The organism is Nocardia sp. NPDC058499 (assembly GCF_042719915.1).
Taxonomy (GTDB): Bacteria; Actinomycetota; Actinomycetes; order Mycobacteriales; family Mycobacteriaceae; genus Nocardia.
Window position 1 is genome coordinate 1,018,432 of sequence record NZ_JBHXMZ010000001.1, and the last position, 15,444, is coordinate 1,033,875.

Here is a 15,444-nt window from a genome sequence, read left to right on the forward strand (position 1 = left end):
AGGGAGTGGGGGGGGGGGGGGGGGGGGGGGGGTAGGGGGGTGGGGGGGGCGAGATCGGGGGGGGTCCCAACCCAGGCGTCCCGGGGGGGGGGGCGGGCGGGGCACCCCCCCCCCCGCCGGGCGGGTTATTCGCTGGGTGCGACCCATTCGCGTGCGGCGCGCAGCCGGCGCATGGATTCTTCCCGGCCGAGCAGTTCCATGGATTCGTAGAGCGGCGGGCTGATATGTGATCCGGTGACCGCAACCCGTACCGGTGCGAACGCTTTTCTCGGTTTCAGTTCGAGCCGCTCGATGAGCGCTGTTTTCAGCGCTTCTTCAATTTCGGCAGCGGTCCAGGAGGTGAGTGGTTCGAGTGCGTCGACTGTCGCGTCCAGTACCGGCCGGCTACCTTCTCCGAGGTTTTTCTTTCCGGCCGCCGGGTCGATTGCGAAGTCGGCGGCGGGGGCGAACAGGAATCGGAGCAGATCCCAGGCGTCGGCGAGTACGACTATTCGGGTCTGAACGAGTTCGGCGGCTTCGGCGAATACTTTTTCGTCGATTTCCTCACCGATATATCCGTGCCGGACGAAGTATTCGCGCAACCGTCCAGCGAAATCGGCGGGGGCGAGCATCCGGATATGTTCGGCGTTGATCGCGTCGGCTTTTTTCTGGTCGAAGCGGGCCGGGTTCGAGTTGACTTTGGAGATGTCGAAGGCGGCGATCATCTCGTCCAGGGTGAACACATCGTGGTCGTCGGCGATGCTCCAGCCGAGGAGTGCGAGGTAATTCAGCAAACCTTCGGGGATGAAGCCGCGGTCGCGGTGCAGGAACAGGTTGGATTCGGGGTCGCGTTTGGAGAGTTTCTTGTTGCCCTGTCCCATTACGAAGGGCAGGTGCCCGAATTCCGGGGTGAAATCGGTGACGCCGATACGCCGCAGGGCAGCGTAGAGGGCGAGCTGGCGCGGGGTGGAGGAGAGCAGGTCTTCGCCGCGCAGGACGTGGGTGATTCGCTGGGTCGCGTCGTCTACCGGGTTGACCAGTGTGTAGAGCGGGTCGCCGGTGCCGCGGGTGAGGGCGAAATCGGGGACGGTGCCCGCCTTGAACGTGGTCTCGCCGCGGACGAGATCGTTCCAGGTGAGATCGGTGTCGGGCATACGCAGCCGGACCACGGCGCCGCGGCCGGCGGCTTTGTATTCGGCGATCTGTTCGGCTGTCAGGTCGCGGTCGTAATTGTCGTAGCCCAGTTTCGGATCACGTCCGGCCGCGCGGTGACGTTCTTCGACTTCTGCTGGCGTGGAAAAGGATTCGTATGCTTCGCCGCCTTCCAGCAGTTTTTGCACCACGTCGAGGTGGATATCGCGGCGCTGCGATTGCCGGTACGGCGCATAGGGTCCACCGATTTCGGGGCCCTCGTCCCATTCGAGGCCGAGCCAGCGCAATGCGTCCAGGAGCGCCAGATACGATTCCTCGGAATCCCGTGCGGCATCGGTATCTTCGATTCGGAAGACGAAGGTTCCGCCGTGGTGTTTGGCGTAGGCCCAGTTGAACAGCGCGGTGCGGATGAGCCCGACATGCGGTGTCCCGGTGGGCGACGGGCAGAAACGGACCCGTACGTTTGTCATGTCTCTCTTTCGTTCAGCGTTTGGCGGCAACAGGATTGGTGAGTGTTCCGATTCCGGCGACGGTCACCGACACGCTCTGCCCGTCTTTCATCGGGCCGACGCCTTCGGGTGTGCCGGTGAGGATCACATCACCGGGCAGCAGGGTCATCACCCGGGTCACCCATTCGATGATTTCCGGAATATCGTGTAGCAGTAGCGATGTGGTGCTGCGCTGCTTCACTTCACCGTCGAGTTCGGTGGTGATCTCGAGATCGGCCGGATCCAGTTCGGTTTCGATCCAGGGGCCGAGCGGGCAGAAGGTGTCGTACCCTTTGGCCCGCGTCCATTGTCCGTCCTGGGCTTGCTGATCGCGGGCGGTGACGTCGTTGGCGACGGTGTAGCCCAGGATCACATCCTTGGCGCGGGCCGCGGCGACGTCCTTGCAGGGGCGCCCGATCACGACCGCCAGCTCGCCTTCGAAGTCGACCCGGGAGGAGTTGGGCGGCAGCTGGATGGGCACGTTCGGCCCGATGATGGAGGTGTTCGGTTTGATGAAGATCACCGGTTCCTCCGGTGCCTGTCCGCCGAATTCGGCGGCGTGTGCCGCGTAGTTCTTGCCGATGCAGATCACCTTGCTGGCCAGGATGGGGGCGAGCAGGCGGATATCGGCCAGCGGCCAGCTACGGCCGGTGAACGTCGGAGTGCCGAACGGGTGTTCGGCGATTTCTTTGGCGGTCTCGCCGTCGATGGCGACGAAAGCGACCCCGTCGGGGCTGGCAACTCGACCTAGACGCATGCCCGAAGTCTATCCAGCCGGGTTCACCAGCCCGAATGCGCCCGACCGGTCGGCACGTGGGCCGGTGAAAAGCGTGACACCGCCTGGTACAACCGCGGCCGGCGGGTGTACGGTGGCCGAAAGTTCATGATTTGAGAAGCACTTCCCATATATTGAGATGTGCTGCTGTATTCCGAGATGGGGAACTATGGCACACAGTTCACGGGCGGTCGCCCGAGCCGCCGAGCCGGGACACCGGCCGTTACCGGTCTCCTCCGCACGCCGCTGGCTCATGCTCGCCCTCGGGGTGTTCGCCCAGACCTCGAGCGCGATCTTCGTCCATGGTGTCCCGTTCCTGCTGCCGGCGCTCACCGCGGGCGGTATGCCGCTGCCGACGGCCGGCCTGCTGGTCGCACTGCCGACGGTGGGACTGTGCTGCACCCTCATCGCCTGGGGTTATCTGGTGGACCGGCTCGGTGAGCGCATCGCGCTGGTGGCCGGACCGCTGATCATGTGCGCTGCCGGCACCGCGGCCGCCTTCACGACGAGCTATCCCCTGTTGGGGGTTCTGCTGTTCCTCGGCGGTATGGGCGCCGCCAGCACCAACGGCGCCAGCGGCCGGGTGATCGTCGGCTGGTTCCCGCCCGAACGACGCGGCCTGGCGATGGGTATCCGGCAGACCGGCCAGCCGATCGGTGTGGGTATCGGCGCATTGTCCATTCCGCTGGTCGCGGACAGTGCCGGGGTGGCTTCCGCGCTGTTCGTGCCGGCGATCCTTGCGGGTCTGGCGGCGGTCGGCTGCTTGTTGGGCATAGTCGACCCGCCCCGCCCGTCGCGTGCGGAGTCCACCGGCGCCAACCCGTACCGCGCCGGCGGCACTCTCTGGCGTATCCACGGAGTGTCCATTCTGCTGGTCATCCCACAGGGCACCGTCTGGACCTTCGCGCTGTTGTGGTTGCACCGCGATATCGGATGGTCGCTGGCCGCCGCCGGTGCCCTCGTCACCGGCACGCAAGTACTCGGCGCACTGGGCCGGATCGGTGCGGGCGCGTGGTCCGATCGCGTCGGCAGCCGGATGCGTCCCCTGCGCCTGATCGCCGTCGCCGCGGTCACCACCATGGCCATGCTGGCGCTGACCGCCTGGACCGAATGGTGGTGGGCCGCGATCCCGTTGATGGTGATCGCCTCGGTGGTTTCGGTCTCCGACAACGGTCTGGCCTTCACCGCCATCGCCGAACTCGCCGGCCCGTACTGGAGCGGCCGCGGCCTCGGCATCCAGAACACCGGCCAGAACCTGATGATCGCCGCGGTCCCGCCGGTGTTCGGCGGTCTGATCACCGCCACCGGATTCCCCGCGGCCTATTTGGCGGCGGCTGCCTTGGCCGCGGTGGCTGTCCCACTGGTGCCATCGGGTTCGGAGAATCTCCCGAAGTAAGTGGACCGCCGCCGGGGCCCGAGCGGGGCTCGTTTCGCAGCGGGTCGGACCGGGGCCGCGCACTTCGACCGGAGCAGTTCTCGAGCACTGCCGGTACGCAACCCACCGGCGCGGACGACGATGACTCCACGGACCTGGCCGGCTATCCGGACCGTCAGATATCGATGAGGTCCGCTGGATCGAACCACACCCGGACCGGGATATCGACCTCGAACTCGACGGCGAACTCGCGCCCTTCGCCTACCGGCGGCTCCCATCGATAGGCGCCGCCATCGAGGACGCCCCGATGAATCTGGATCTGCGGCTGATGTTCGACTATCCAATACTGCGGGATACCGAGCCCTGCGTACTCCCGAACCTTGCGGACCCTGTCGGTACGCTCGCTTCCACTGCCCGGTGCCACGACTTCGGCCACCAACTGCACATCCATGCCCGGGATGAGCTTCGGCCACTCGTCGATAATCGCTGCCCTGGCGACAGCTTTCGGTATCACGAAGACATCGGGTTTACGGACACCGGAGGGTGTGCTGATCTCCCACTCACCGCCATCGCAGACCAATGCGTCCGCGTCCTCCGCAGCGTTACGGATTTGCCGAGCCAACGACCAGCCGATGTAGTTGTGTCGCGCCCCCGCTGCCACCTCGACCAACCACCCGTCTTCGAGTTCGAACCCTTTGCCGTCTTCCGGCAGGTCGTACAGATCCAGCACCGTGTACGGGCCGAAGCCTGCCTCACTGGTGGCGCGCCACGCGGTCATGCTGCCCTCCAAGCGCTCGGGCCGGTCATCGGGGATACGCCCAGGTATCCCCGATGGTATCGGAGACGCATACCGATTTCGTTGCCGAAAGTGCGGAACTTCCAGGTCAGAGCGCGGCGGCGATCCGGTCGCCGATCTCGGTGGTCGAGGTGCTTCCGGTGCGGCCCGACAGATCCTTGGCGACCGCGTCCTGGATGCGGGCGGCGGCCGCGGTTTCGCCCTTGTGCTCCAGCAGCAGGGAGACCGAGAGGATGGCGGCGGTCGGATCGGCCTTGGACTGGCCGGCGATATCGGGGGCGCTGCCGTGGACCGGTTCGAACATGCTCGGGTTGGTGCCGGTGGCGTCGATATTGCCGCTGGCGGCCAGGCCGATACCACCGCTCACCGCGGCGGCGAGGTCGGTGATGATATCGCCGAACAGGTTGTCGGTGACGATCACGTCGAAGCGGGCCGGATCGTTGACCATATGGATGGTGGCGGCGTCGATGTGCTGGTAGGCGACCACGACGTCGGGGAACTCGGCGCCCACCGCGTCCACCGTCCGCTGCCACAGCGACCCGGCGAAGGCCAGGACGTTGGTCTTGTGCACGAGGGTGAGGTGTTTGCGCCGGGTCTGCGCCTTGGCGAAGGCGTAGCGGACCACGCGTTCGACACCGAACCGGGTGTTGGTGCTGACCTCGGTCGCGACCTCGTGCGGGGTGTCGACCCGGATGGCGCCGCCGGTGCCGGTGTAGGGACCTTCGGTGCCCTCGCGGACGACCACGAAGTCGATCTCCGGGTTACCGGCGAGCGGGCTGCCGACGCCCGGGTACAGCTTGGAGGGCCGCAGGTTGACGTGATGGTCGAGCGCGAACCGGGTGCGCAGCAGCAGGCCGCGTTCGAGGAGGCCGCTGGGTACCGACGGGTCGCCGATCGCGCCGAGCAGGATCGCGTCGTGCTGTTTCAGTTCCGGCAGCACCGTTTCCGGCAGGATCTCGCCGGTGGCGTGGTAGCGCTTGGCGCCGAGATCGTATTCGGTGCGTTCCACACCGGGCACTACTACATCGAGTACTTTGAGCGCCTCGGCGACGACCTCCGGGCCGATACCGTCACCGGGGATCACGGCGAGCTTCATGACAACCACGCTTTCTGGATACGACGTGCCGCGAGCGGAGCGGGCCGCGGCCGGCGGGCCGGGGGTGGCCGCCGCTGGGACAGTGTTTGTGCGCGGGCCGCCCGGGCGCGGAACACCCGGGCGGATTCGCGCGACGCTGCGCGCCGCCCGCCGGAACTCGGCGCGGCGATTCGGGCCCGCAGGAGCGTAGCGTAACCACGCTGGACCTCGCCCACGCCCGTCGAACGACGCGGCAGCGCACCGCTACATCAGAACAGGTCGACCAGCGCGACCTTGCCGGCGCCCACGGCGGCCGCGATATCGGCGCGCACCGATTCGGGGACCTCCTTGTTGACCCGCAACACCACGGTGGCGCCTTCCTTGTTGGCGTCCTGGGTGAGCTGGGCGGCGAGGATATCGATCTCGGCGGCGCCCAGGGCGGTGCCGACCTTGCCCAGCGCGCCCGGCTGGTCCGCGTAGTTGAGGACGGCCAGGTTGATGCCCTCGGCGCGCATATCGTAGTTACGGCCGTTGATGTTGACGATCTTCTCGACCTGGGCCGGTTCGGTGAGTGCGCCGGCGACGTTGATGGTGCGGCCGTCGCCGAAGACCGCGCGCAGATCCACCAGGCTGCGGTGGCTGGGGCTTTCGGTGACCGTGGTGACCTCGGCGCTGATGCCGCGGTCCTGCGCGAGCGCCGGGGCGTTGACGAAGGTGACCTGGTCGTCGACGTGGGCGGAGAACACGCCGCGCAGCGCGGCCAGTTGCAGCACCTCGACCTCGGAGGCCGCCAGCTCGCCGCGGACCTGCACCTCGAGGCTCACCGGCAGTTCGTCGGCCAGCGCACCCAGCAGCGCGCCCTGTTTGCGGACCAGGTCCAGCCAGGGCGCCACTTCGTCGCCGACCACGCCGCCGGTGACATTCACCGCGCCGGGAACGAATTCACCGGCCAAGGCCAGCAGCACGGATTTCGCCACATCGGTGCCGGCCCGGTCCTGCGCTTCGCTGGTGGAGGCGCCCAGGTGGGGGGTCACCACGACCTGCGGAAGTTCGAACAGCGGGCTGTCGGTGCAGGGCTCGGTTTCGTAGACGTCGATACCCGCGGCCCGGACATGGCCGGACTTGATGGCGTCGGCCAGCGCGGCCTCGTCCACCAGGCCACCGCGGGCGGCGTTGACGATGATCACGCCCGGCTTGGTCTTGGCAATCGATTCCTTGCCGAGCAGACCCTTGGTTTCCGGGGTCTTCGGCAGGTGGATGGAGATGAGGTCGGCGCGCTCCAGCACCTCGTCCAGGGTGAGCAGTTCGATGCCGAGCTGGGCGGCGCGCGCCGGGGAGACGTAGGGGTCGTAGGCGACGACCTTGGTTTCGAAGGCCGCCAGGCGCGCGGCGAACAGCTGCCCGATCCGGCCGAGGCCGATCACACCGACCGTTTTGCCGAAGATCTCCACGCCGTTGAAGCTGCTGCGCTTCCAGGTGTGCTCACGCAGGGTGGCGTCGGCGGCCGGGACCTGGCGGGCGGCGCTCAGCATCAGCGTGACGGCGTGTTCGGCCGCGGTGTGGATATTGGAGGTGGGCGCGTTGACGACCATGACACCGCGTTCGGTGGCGGCGGGGACATCGACATTGTCCAGGCCGACCCCGGCCCGGGCGACGATCTTCAGGTTCTTGCCGGCCTCGAGGACTTCGGCGTCGACGGTGGTGGCGGACCGCACGAGCAGCGCGTCGGCCTCCGGCACCGCCGCCAGCAGGGCGGGCCGGTCCGGGCCGTCGACCCAGCGGACCTCGACACCGTCACCGAGCGCATCGACGGTCGACTGGGCGAGCTTGTCGGCGATCAGAACTACAGGACGGCCTGCTTGGCTCACGGTGGGGTTCTCCTGGATGAGGGGGGACGGCCAGTTGACGCGGCCAAGCTTAGTTCCAGCGAATCCGGCCGTGGCCCGCCCCCTCACCGTCGGCCGCATCCGGAGGTGGCGCGACCTGTGCGGACCCGGCCCGGCGGGTGGGCGGAATCACGCTCATGACCGGCCCGGGACTGACGTGCAACCTGCCCGGACGGCCGACGTCCCGCCCGCCGGCACCGCCGGAGACCGGAGTATCGGGTCGGCGGATCAGCCGAGGAACAGACACCACAGCATCTCGGAGACGCCGGGCGCGAACTCCGAGCGCCGGCTCCGACAGACCGGGCGAGGCGCGCCAGGCCGGATCTCCCCGGACACGACGAGGGCCCCATCTCCCCGGACACGACGAGGGCCCATCTCCCCGGACACGACGAGGGCCCATCTCCCCGGACACGACGAGGGCCCCATCTCCCCGGACACGACGAGGGCCCCATCTCCCCGGACACGACGAGGGCCCCATCTCCCCGGACACGACGAGGGCCCCGCACCTCGAGGTGCGGGGCCCTGTCATTTCGTCACATCACTTAGATGGAGCGAACATCCTGAGCCTGCGGACCCTTCTGGCCCTGCCCGATCTCGAACTCCACCCGCTGTCCCTCTTCGAGGGTCCGGAAGCCGGAGCCGGCGACTGCCGAGTAATGCACGAAGACGTCAGGTCCGCCCCCGTCTTGCGCGATAAAGCCGAAGCCCTTCTCGCTGTTGAACCACTTCACGCTGCCTTGAGCCATGTTACTTACTTCATACTTTCTGTTGCGAGCCAGCCGGATCTCGGTCGATCCGCCTGATCTCTATGACAACGATGCCATGTCGCGGGAAGTTCCGGCACCTCCGAAACCGCTGTTTGTGAGGCAGAACGCGGTGATATCGCGCACGATATGACCAGCATGGTGGCGCTCGTCTCCCCGCTTCCTCCGGGCTCGGGGTCGCCCCAGGGATGCCCCGTAGTTCCAAGGGATGATTTCCGCGAAAATCGGTGACATACCGGCACCGATTGCGCGATTGTGAGGCCCTGTCGCCGATTCGGCGCGGATTCCCCTGCCGCGCCGCGGCTGGAGTTCGAGAGGATACGAAGTGTTCCGCACGAAACGAACATTCGCGACCCGCCGGGTCGTTATCGCGGGCGCCATTGCCCTGCTCCCCTTGGCGGCGGTCGCCGCCCCCGCCGCGGCGGACCCCGCGGCCCCCGGTTACACCCAGGTCGACCGGGACCATCATCGTGATCGCGACCGGCACTGGGACCGCGACCGCGACCGCGACCGGCACTGGGATCGCGACCGCGACCACCACCGGGATCGGGACCGGCACTGGGACCGCGGCCACCAGCACGGCTGGGACGATCCGGCGGACTGGTTCCGCCATATCCTGCGCGGAGCGTTCGGCAGCAGCTGATCGCGCACGGGCCCGCATTCCGAATTCGCAGGAATGCGGGCCCGAGCTTCCTTGTCCGCAGCAACGGAACGGGCAGCAACATCCCGATCGGGCCTGCCGGGGCAACAGCCGAACCGGCTGGTGCGCAGCGCCTCTCACAGGCGACCGGGCCTGGTTCCGGACACGGTCGCCGGCCACGGTTACGCCGAGAGCGTAACCGGTATCGGCCTCGCCGGCCGCGAACCTAAGCTCGACCCATGACCGAGCCGCGCAGATTGATCGCAATCCCCGGTGGCCGGGACGAGCCGGCGCATCGGCAGCCGGCGGACGAACCCGAACCGCTGTGGCGCGAGGTGCTCGGCGGCCGGTTACGCGCCCTGCGCAACGATCAGCGCGAAACCCTGGCGGAAACCGCGCAGCGGGCCGGGATCTCGCCGCAGTACCTTTCCGAGGTCGAACGCGGCCGCAAGGAACCGTCGAGCGAAATGATCGCCGCATTGGCCGGCGCCCTCGGCACTTCGCTCGGTGCACTTACCGAACAGGTCGCCCACGAACTTCGTTTCCGGCGCCGCCCCGCCGCCGAGCGCCCGGGCGCCACAGGCGTGACCATGCTGCGCGCCGCCTGATCACACCGCCCGCCACAGACCCAGCGAACAGCGACGGCGGCCGCCGCGAACGCGAGGTTCCGGACAGGCCGAGCCGAGGCTTTCCCTCGGCCCGATACAGCTGTCGGTGCCACACGAGTTGCCTCACCAACGACCGGGCAGAGGTCGAGGTCCTCGACGATCGGTTGCTCGGCTGCCTCGAAGCTTCCCGGCCGGACTCGCTTTCACGCCCGTGGCGTCAGGACGGTGTCGGCGAGGCCGTAGTCGACGGCGGCGGAGGCGGTGAAGACCCGGTCTCGGTCGGTATCGCGGCGGAGTTGTTCGGGGGCCTGCCCGGTGTGCCGGGACAGGATCGACTCGATTTCGGCGCGCATCCGGACCAGTTCGTCGGCCTGCAGGATCAGGTCCGGGATGGCGCCCTGGCCGCGGGCGGCCGGTTGGTGCAGGACTGCCCGGGCGTGCGGGAGCATCGCGCGATGTCCGGGAGCGCCGCCGGCCAGCAGGACCGCGCCGACCGCGATGGCCTGGCCGACACATGTGGTGTGTACGGGGGCGCCGATGTGCTGGATGGTGTCGTAGACGGCCAGCATCGACGACAGGTCGCCGCCTTCGCAGTTGATATAGAACTCGATCTGCTGGCCGGGGCTTTCCGACTCCAGATGCAGTAACTGTGCGATGAGCGCGTTGGCGACCCCGGAGTCGATGGGTGTGCCGAGGTAGACGATCCGCTCGGCCAGCAGGTGCGAATAGATATCGGTGATGCGCTCGCCGCGCGGATGCTGGGCGATCACATTGGGAATCGTGTAGGTACTCATCGGTTGTCCCCTTCGTATCCGGGTTGAAAGCCCGCCGGGCGATCGAAAACAGTCCTCGCGGTGACGCGATCTACTTCCGGGTGGGGGCGGGTCATATCGCTTCCGTCGTGCGTGGCCAGGCGTCGCGGTGGTGATGTTCGATGCCGTCGCCGTCCGCTCATGCGGAGATCCCCACGCGTTGCCGCGGCGGGACGACCTGACCGAATTCGCCGACGATATGGTCGATGAACCCGTAGTCCTTTGCCTGGGTGGCGCTGAACCAGCGGTCGTGCAGGGAATCTTCGTAGACCTGGTCGTAGGGTTGGCCGGTGTCTGCGGCGATCAGGCCGAGCACGGTTTCCACGGTGTAGCGCAGATCGTCGGCCTGGACCTCGACGTCGACCGCGGTTCCGCCGATTCCGGCCGACCCCTGGTGCATCAGGATGCGGGCGTGCGGGAGCGCGAAGCGTTTTCCGGGGGTTCCGGAGGAGAGCAGGAACTGTCCCGCGCTGCAGGCCAGGCCGAGTGCGAGCGTGGAGACGGGGCACGGTACGAGGCGCATGACGTCGCGGATGGCGAGCATGGCCGGTACCGATCCGCCGGGTGAGTGGATCCAGAGGGAGATTCCCGCGTCGGCGTCTTCGGCGGCGAGGGTGAGCAGCTGAGTGGCCAGCAGAGTGCCGTTGTCGTCGTCGAGGGGGCCGTCGAGAACGAGGATGCGGCGGGCCAGCAGTTGTTCGCGGGCGCGCCAGCCGAACAGCGGGGTTTTATCGTCGTGAGCCATATCTTCACGGTGCCCGACCTGCGCGGGAACCGGAACCGCACGCTGCTGTGAGCGGATCTGCTCTCAGCAGCGGGGCCGTGCGAGGTCGGGCGATGGATACGGAGGTTTCACGCAGGGATACGTCACGGAAACACAGTGTCTTTAGCGTAATTCCTCGTATACGCCGCTGTATACAGCGAGCCGATAGCGAGTCAGCGGGCCTGACCTTTTCCGGAGTGGAGGCCGAACGGTCATGAATGCAGCCAGAACCGAAGAACCCACAAGTGCTGCGGCGATCCGCCGGAGGGGCGGGAGCCGGAGGCGCAAACTGCTCGCCCTGCCGGTCGCCCTCTGTGTTACCGCACTGGCCGCCACCGCCTGCGGTAGCTCGGCCTCCGAGCAGGCCGGTGCGAGTGTCCAAACCTGTGTCGACACATCGGGTCCCACGATCAAAGTGGGTTCGCTGAACTCGCTGTCGGGCACCATGGCGATCTCGGAGGTCACCGTCCGGGATTCCATCCGGCTCGCGGTCGATCAGATCAATGCCGCCGGCGGCGTGCTGGGCAAGCAGATCGAACTGGTGGGTGAGGACGGCGCCTCGGAGCCGACGGTTTTCGCCGAGAAAGCCGAGAAGCTGATCAGCAGTGATTGTGTCGCTGCGGTTTTCGGTGGCTGGACCTCGTCGAGCCGTAAGGCGATGCTGCCGGTGTTCGAGGACCGCAACGCGCTGCTGTACTACCCGGTGCAGTACGAGGGCCTGGAATCGTCGGAGAACATCTTCTACACCGGCGCCACCACCAACCAGCAGATCGTGCCGGCGCTGGACTATCTGAAGGGTCGCGGCGTGAAATCGCTGTACCTGGTGGGTAGCGATTATGTGTTCCCGCAGACCGCGAACCGCATCATCAAGGCCTATGCGGAGGCCAACGGGATCGAGATCAAGGGTGAGGATTACACCCCGCTCGGGTCCACCGATTTCTCGACCATCGTCAACAAGGTGCGGGCCGCCGACGCGGACGCGGTGTTCAACACCCTCAACGGCGACTCCAATGTCGCGTTCTTCCGCGAGTACAAGAATGTCGGCCTGACGGCGCAGGAAATGCCGGTGGTCTCGGTGTCGATCGCCGAGGAGGAGGTCGGCGGTATCGGCGTCCAGAATATCGTCGGCCAGCTGACCGCCTGGAACTATTACCAGACCGTCGACACCCCGGCCAACAACTCCTTCGTCAAGGACTACAAGGCGAAATACGGTGCGGCCAAGCCCACCTCGGATCCGATGGAAGCCGCCTACACCTCGGTCTACCTGTGGAAGAACACGGTGGAGAAGGCGCAGTCCTTCGCTGTCGAAGATGTACAGAAAGCGGCCGGCGGTGTGAGCTTCGAGGCGCCGGAGGGCACGGTCACGATCAACGGCGAGAACAACCACATCACCAAAACCGCCCGGATCGGTGAGATCCGGCCCGACGGCCTGATCTACAGCGTCTGGGATTCCGGCGAGGCCATCGAACCCGACCCGTACCTGGCCGGCTACTCGTGGGCCGAGGGACTCGGGGGCTGATCCGGATGGAAGCACTTGTCGGGCAGCTTTTCACCGGCCTGAGCCTGGGTTCCATTCTGCTGCTGGCGGCCCTCGGGTTGTCGCTGACCTTCGGGCAGATGGGCGTGATCAACATGGCCCACGGCGCGTTCATCATGGCGGGGTCGTATACGGCCTACACGGTGCAGACGTATCTGGTCTCCGACACCGATATCTCACTGATCGTGTCACTGCTGGTCGGGTTCCTCGTCGGCGGTCTCATGGGTGTCGTCCTCGAGGTGACGCTGATCAAACGGATGTACAACCGGCCGCTGGACACCCTGCTGGTGACCTTCGGTGTGGGCCTGATCCTGCAGCAGGCGGCCCGGGATATCTTCGGTGCGCCCGCGGTCCGCGTGGTGACCCCGGAGTGGCTCGGTGGTGGGGTGGAGATCCTGGGGGCCGTGGTCCCCAAGACCCGGATCTTCATCATGCTGCTCGCGGTGCTGTGCGTAACGGCCATCGCGGTGACCATGAAGTACACCGCGATGGGCCGGCGTATCCGGGCGGTGGTGCAGCATCGTGATCTCGCCGAAACGAGCGGGATCTCCAGCCGCGGCACCGATATCACGACGTTCTTCATCGGTTCCGGTCTCGCCGGTGTGGCGGGTGTGGCGCTGACGTTGATCGGTTCCACCAGTTCCAATACCGGCGCCAACTATCTGGTCGACGCCTTCCTGGTGGTGGTGATCGGCGGTCTCGGGCAGATCCGGGGCGCGGTACTGGCCGCGGTGGCGCTGGGTCTGCTGAATTCGTTCATCGAATACAGCACCACCGCCTCGGTGGCGAAGGTGATCGTATTCGTCGTCATCGTGATCTTCCTGCAGGTCCGGCCGCAGGGACTGTTCATGATCCGGTCGAGGAGTCTGGTATGAGGGAATTCCTGACCACCCGCTGGAAGGTCTATTCGGGGTTCGCACTGGCCGCGGTTCTGCTGTTCGCGGTGGCGCCCGCAGTGCTGTCCGATTTCCGGCTCAATCTGCTCGGTAAGTTCCTGTGCTTCGGCATCGTCGCGGTCGGGATCGGTCTGGCCTGGGGGCGGGGCGGAATGCTCACCCTCGGCCAGGGTGTGTTCTTCGGGCTCGGCGCCTACATCATGGCGATGCATCTGAAGATCTCCGACGCCCAGTTGCGCGGTGACGACGTACCCGATTTCATGCAGATCGCGGGAATCGGTGAGCTGCCGGCGTATTGGGTTCCGTTCTCGTCGCCGGTGGTGACGATCCTGGGCATTCTGATCGTTCCGCCGCTGGTGGCGGTCCTGCTGGGACTGGGCGTGTTCAAACGCAAGGTCAAAGGCGCCTATTTCGCGATCCTGTCGCAGGCGCTGGCGGCGGCCTTCGCGATCCTGCTGGTGGGCCAGCAGTCCACCGGCGGCAGCAACGGGCTCAACAGGTTCCGCAGTTTCTTCGGGCTGGCGCTCAACGATCCGATCAACCGGCGGCTGGTGTTCTTCATCGCGGCGGGCACCCTGCTGGTGATCGTGGCGCTGACCCGGCAGCTGATGTACAGCCGGTACGGCGAACTGCTGGTCGCGGTGCGCGATCAGGAGGAACGGGTGCGTTTCCTCGGCTACGACCCGGCCAACGTGAAAGTGGTCGCGTATGCGGTTGCCGCGTTGTTCGCCGGTATCGCGGGGGCGTTGTTCGTACCGATCGTGGGGATCATCTCCCCCGCCGATATCGGGATCGTGCCGTCCATCGCGTTCCTCACCGGGGTCGCGATCGGTGGCCGCACCACCCTGCTGGGCCCGGTACTGGGTGCGATCGCGGTGGCCTGGGCGCAGACCAGCCTGTCGGAAAGCTTCCCCTCGGGCTGGGTGTATGCGCAGGGCATCCTCTTCATCGTCGTGGTCGGGTTCTTCCCGGCGGGCCTGGCGGGCCTGGTCACCTTGCTGCGACGGCGGAAACGGGGTGCGGACGAGGATCCGGCACCGCCCGGGCCGGCGCCGCAACCCGCAGCCGCTACCCCGGTAGGAGTGCCGTCATGACTCAGGAAACGACCACCGCACCGGTCGCCGGTGGTAACGCCGGAATGCACAGCGATTACCTGGAGGTCCGGGGACTGAGCGTCGAATTCGACGGATTCAAGGCCGTATCGAATGTCGATCTGACCCTCTTCCAGGGTGACCTGCGGTTCCTCATCGGACCCAACGGTGCCGGAAAGACCACCATCATCGACGCGATCACCGGTTTGGTGCCGGCCACCGGGTCGGTGCAGAAATCCGGGGTCGAACTACTGGGCAAGAAGGTGCATCAGATCGCCCGGCTGGGTGTGGGCCGCACCTTCCAGACGGCGAGTGTGTTCGAGGAGCTGTCGGTCCTGCAGAACCTGGATATCGCCGCCGGCGCGGGGCGGTCGGTGTGGACCATGCTGCGCCGCCGCCCGGCCGAGGTTTCGGAATCGGCCGAGCGGGCGCTGGAAACGATCGGGCTCACCAAGTTGCGGAACAAACCCGCCGGAACGCTGGCCCACGGCCAGAAACAGTGGCTCGAAATCGGCATGCTGCTGGTTCAGGACGCCTCGGTGCTGCTGCTGGACGAACCCGTCGCCGGGATGAGCCAGGAGGAGCGGGAGGAAACCGGGAACCTGCTGCGCCGTATCGGTGGTGAACGCACGGTGGTGGTGGTCGAACACGATATGGATTTCATGCGCAACTTCGCCACCTCGGTGACGGTGCTGGCGCGCGGCGCAATCCTCGCCGAGGGGTCGGTGGCCGAGGTGCAGGCCGATCCCGCGGTACAGGAGGCCTATCTGGGCACCGCCGCCGGCGCGGAAGAACAGGAAAGGTGAC

The 15,444-nt window shown here is 66.8% G+C and carries 15 protein-coding genes; 7 read left to right on the forward strand and 8 right to left on the reverse strand.

All coding sequences use genetic code 11. From position 1 onward, the window contains the following. Positions 1–125: 125 nt before the first annotated feature. Together gltX and ACFWPH_RS04720 are read right to left on the reverse strand one after the other, a co-directional pair. The gene (gene gltX, locus ACFWPH_RS04715) at positions 126–1,601 is read right to left on the reverse strand and encodes a glutamate--tRNA ligase (RefSeq protein ID WP_378748098.1); all 1,476 of its coding nucleotides are present in this window, start codon (positions 1,599–1,601) and stop codon (positions 126–128) included. 13 nt (positions 1,602–1,614) lie between these two features. Next, the gene (locus ACFWPH_RS04720) at positions 1,615–2,376 is read right to left on the reverse strand and encodes a fumarylacetoacetate hydrolase family protein (protein WP_033241333.1); all 762 of its coding nucleotides are present in this window, start codon (positions 2,374–2,376) and stop codon (positions 1,615–1,617) included. 187 nt (positions 2,377–2,563) lie between these two features. Between ACFWPH_RS04720 and ACFWPH_RS04725 the strand changes: the two genes are divergently transcribed. Then, the gene (locus ACFWPH_RS04725) at positions 2,564–3,790 is read left to right on the forward strand and encodes an MFS transporter (RefSeq protein WP_378748099.1); all 1,227 of its coding nucleotides are present in this window, start codon (positions 2,564–2,566) and stop codon (positions 3,788–3,790) included. A 154-nt stretch (positions 3,791–3,944) separates the two neighbouring features. Here ACFWPH_RS04725 and ACFWPH_RS04730 read toward each other — a convergent pair whose 3' ends face one another. The 4 genes from ACFWPH_RS04730 to ACFWPH_RS04745 all read right to left on the reverse strand — a co-directional run bounded on the left by ACFWPH_RS04730 (position 3,945) and on the right by ACFWPH_RS04745 (position 8,272). After that, on the reverse strand, positions 3,945–4,547 hold the full coding sequence (locus ACFWPH_RS04730; RefSeq protein ID WP_378748100.1) for a Uma2 family endonuclease: 603 nt from the start codon (positions 4,545–4,547) through the stop codon (positions 3,945–3,947). Between the two features lie 106 nt (positions 4,548–4,653). Further along, positions 4,654–5,661 carry a 3-isopropylmalate dehydrogenase gene (locus ACFWPH_RS04735; RefSeq protein ID WP_378748246.1) on the reverse strand — a complete coding sequence of 336 codons (1,008 nt, stop codon included), beginning with the start codon at positions 5,659–5,661 and terminating at the stop codon, positions 4,654–4,656. Positions 5,662–5,909: 248 nt separating this feature from the next. Next, complete coding sequence (gene serA / locus ACFWPH_RS04740) at positions 5,910–7,508, reverse strand: phosphoglycerate dehydrogenase (RefSeq protein ID WP_378748101.1); 1,599 nt, start codon at positions 7,506–7,508, stop codon at positions 5,910–5,912. 560 nt (positions 7,509–8,068) lie between these two features. Beyond that, positions 8,069–8,272, reverse strand: a complete 204-nt coding sequence (locus ACFWPH_RS04745) for a cold-shock protein (protein ID WP_033241329.1) — start codon at positions 8,270–8,272, stop codon at positions 8,069–8,071. A 343-nt stretch (positions 8,273–8,615) separates the two neighbouring features. Here ACFWPH_RS04745 and ACFWPH_RS04750 point away from each other — a divergent pair, with 343 nt between their 5' ends. Both ACFWPH_RS04750 and ACFWPH_RS04755 read left to right on the forward strand, forming a co-directional pair. Beyond that, entirely contained in the window at positions 8,616–8,933 is a 318-nt protein-coding gene (locus ACFWPH_RS04750; RefSeq protein ID WP_378748102.1) for a hypothetical protein, read from the forward strand. A 236-nt stretch (positions 8,934–9,169) separates the two neighbouring features. After that, positions 9,170–9,538 carry a helix-turn-helix domain-containing protein gene (locus ACFWPH_RS04755; protein ID WP_378748103.1) on the forward strand — a complete coding sequence of 123 codons (369 nt, stop codon included), beginning with the start codon at positions 9,170–9,172 and terminating at the stop codon, positions 9,536–9,538. Between the two features lie 203 nt (positions 9,539–9,741). On the opposite strand, the gene ACFWPH_RS04760 is transcribed toward ACFWPH_RS04755, so the two are convergent. After that, positions 9,742–10,332 carry a ClpP family protease gene (locus tag ACFWPH_RS04760; protein WP_378748105.1) on the reverse strand — a complete coding sequence of 197 codons (591 nt, stop codon included), beginning with the start codon at positions 10,330–10,332 and terminating at the stop codon, positions 9,742–9,744. 157 nt (positions 10,333–10,489) lie between these two features. Then, on the reverse strand, positions 10,490–11,095 hold the full coding sequence (locus ACFWPH_RS04765) for a ClpP family protease (protein WP_378748106.1): 606 nt from the start codon (positions 11,093–11,095) through the stop codon (positions 10,490–10,492). Positions 11,096–11,327: 232 nt separating this feature from the next. Here ACFWPH_RS04765 and urtA point away from each other — a divergent pair, with 232 nt between their 5' ends. The 4 genes from urtA to urtD are packed head-to-tail and all read left to right on the forward strand — an operon-like array spanning position 11,328 to position 15,443. After that, the gene (gene urtA / locus ACFWPH_RS04770) at positions 11,328–12,632 is read left to right on the forward strand and encodes an urea ABC transporter substrate-binding protein (RefSeq protein ID WP_378748107.1); all 1,305 of its coding nucleotides are present in this window, start codon (positions 11,328–11,330) and stop codon (positions 12,630–12,632) included. Between the two features lie 5 nt (positions 12,633–12,637). Then, entirely contained in the window at positions 12,638–13,525 is an 888-nt protein-coding gene (urtB, locus tag ACFWPH_RS04775) for an urea ABC transporter permease subunit UrtB (protein ID WP_378748108.1), read from the forward strand. Beyond that, on the forward strand, positions 13,522–14,640 hold the full coding sequence (urtC, locus tag ACFWPH_RS04780) for an urea ABC transporter permease subunit UrtC (RefSeq protein WP_378748109.1): 1,119 nt from the start codon (positions 13,522–13,524) through the stop codon (positions 14,638–14,640). The genes urtB and urtC overlap by 4 nt, the downstream gene beginning before the upstream one ends. After that, positions 14,637–15,443: an urea ABC transporter ATP-binding protein UrtD gene (urtD, locus tag ACFWPH_RS04785; protein ID WP_378748110.1), complete on the forward strand. Its 807-nt coding sequence runs from the start codon at positions 14,637–14,639 to the stop codon at positions 15,441–15,443. Before urtC ends, urtD begins: the two co-directional genes overlap by 4 nt. Position 15,444: the final 1 nt, after the last annotated feature.

Excerpts from the sequence above, each read along its gene's own strand:
- gltX (WP_378748098.1), bottom strand. The coding sequence starts at position 1,601 with ATGACAAACGTACGGGTCCGTTTCTGCCCGTCGCCCACCGGGACACCG.
- ACFWPH_RS04720 (WP_033241333.1), bottom strand. The coding sequence starts at position 2,376 with ATGCGTCTAGGTCGAGTTGCCAGCCCCGACGGGGTCGCTTTCGTCGCC.
- ACFWPH_RS04725 (WP_378748099.1), top strand. The coding sequence starts at position 2,564 with ATGGCACACAGTTCACGGGCGGTCGCCCGAGCCGCCGAGCCGGGACAC.
- ACFWPH_RS04730 (WP_378748100.1), bottom strand. The coding sequence starts at position 4,547 with ATGACCGCGTGGCGCGCCACCAGTGAGGCAGGCTTCGGCCCGTACACG.
- ACFWPH_RS04735 (WP_378748246.1), bottom strand. The coding sequence starts at position 5,661 with ATGAAGCTCGCCGTGATCCCCGGTGACGGTATCGGCCCGGAGGTCGTC.
- ACFWPH_RS04745 (WP_033241329.1), bottom strand. The coding sequence starts at position 8,272 with ATGGCTCAAGGCAGCGTGAAGTGGTTCAACAGCGAGAAGGGCTTCGGC.
- ACFWPH_RS04755 (WP_378748103.1), top strand. The coding sequence starts at position 9,170 with ATGACCGAGCCGCGCAGATTGATCGCAATCCCCGGTGGCCGGGACGAG.
- ACFWPH_RS04760 (WP_378748105.1), bottom strand. The coding sequence starts at position 10,332 with ATGAGTACCTACACGATTCCCAATGTGATCGCCCAGCATCCGCGCGGC.
- ACFWPH_RS04765 (WP_378748106.1), bottom strand. The coding sequence starts at position 11,095 with ATGGCTCACGACGATAAAACCCCGCTGTTCGGCTGGCGCGCCCGCGAA.
- urtA (WP_378748107.1), top strand. The coding sequence starts at position 11,328 with ATGAATGCAGCCAGAACCGAAGAACCCACAAGTGCTGCGGCGATCCGC.
- urtB (WP_378748108.1), top strand. The coding sequence starts at position 12,638 with ATGGAAGCACTTGTCGGGCAGCTTTTCACCGGCCTGAGCCTGGGTTCC.
- urtC (WP_378748109.1), top strand. The coding sequence starts at position 13,522 with ATGAGGGAATTCCTGACCACCCGCTGGAAGGTCTATTCGGGGTTCGCA.
- urtD (WP_378748110.1), top strand. The coding sequence starts at position 14,637 with ATGACTCAGGAAACGACCACCGCACCGGTCGCCGGTGGTAACGCCGGA.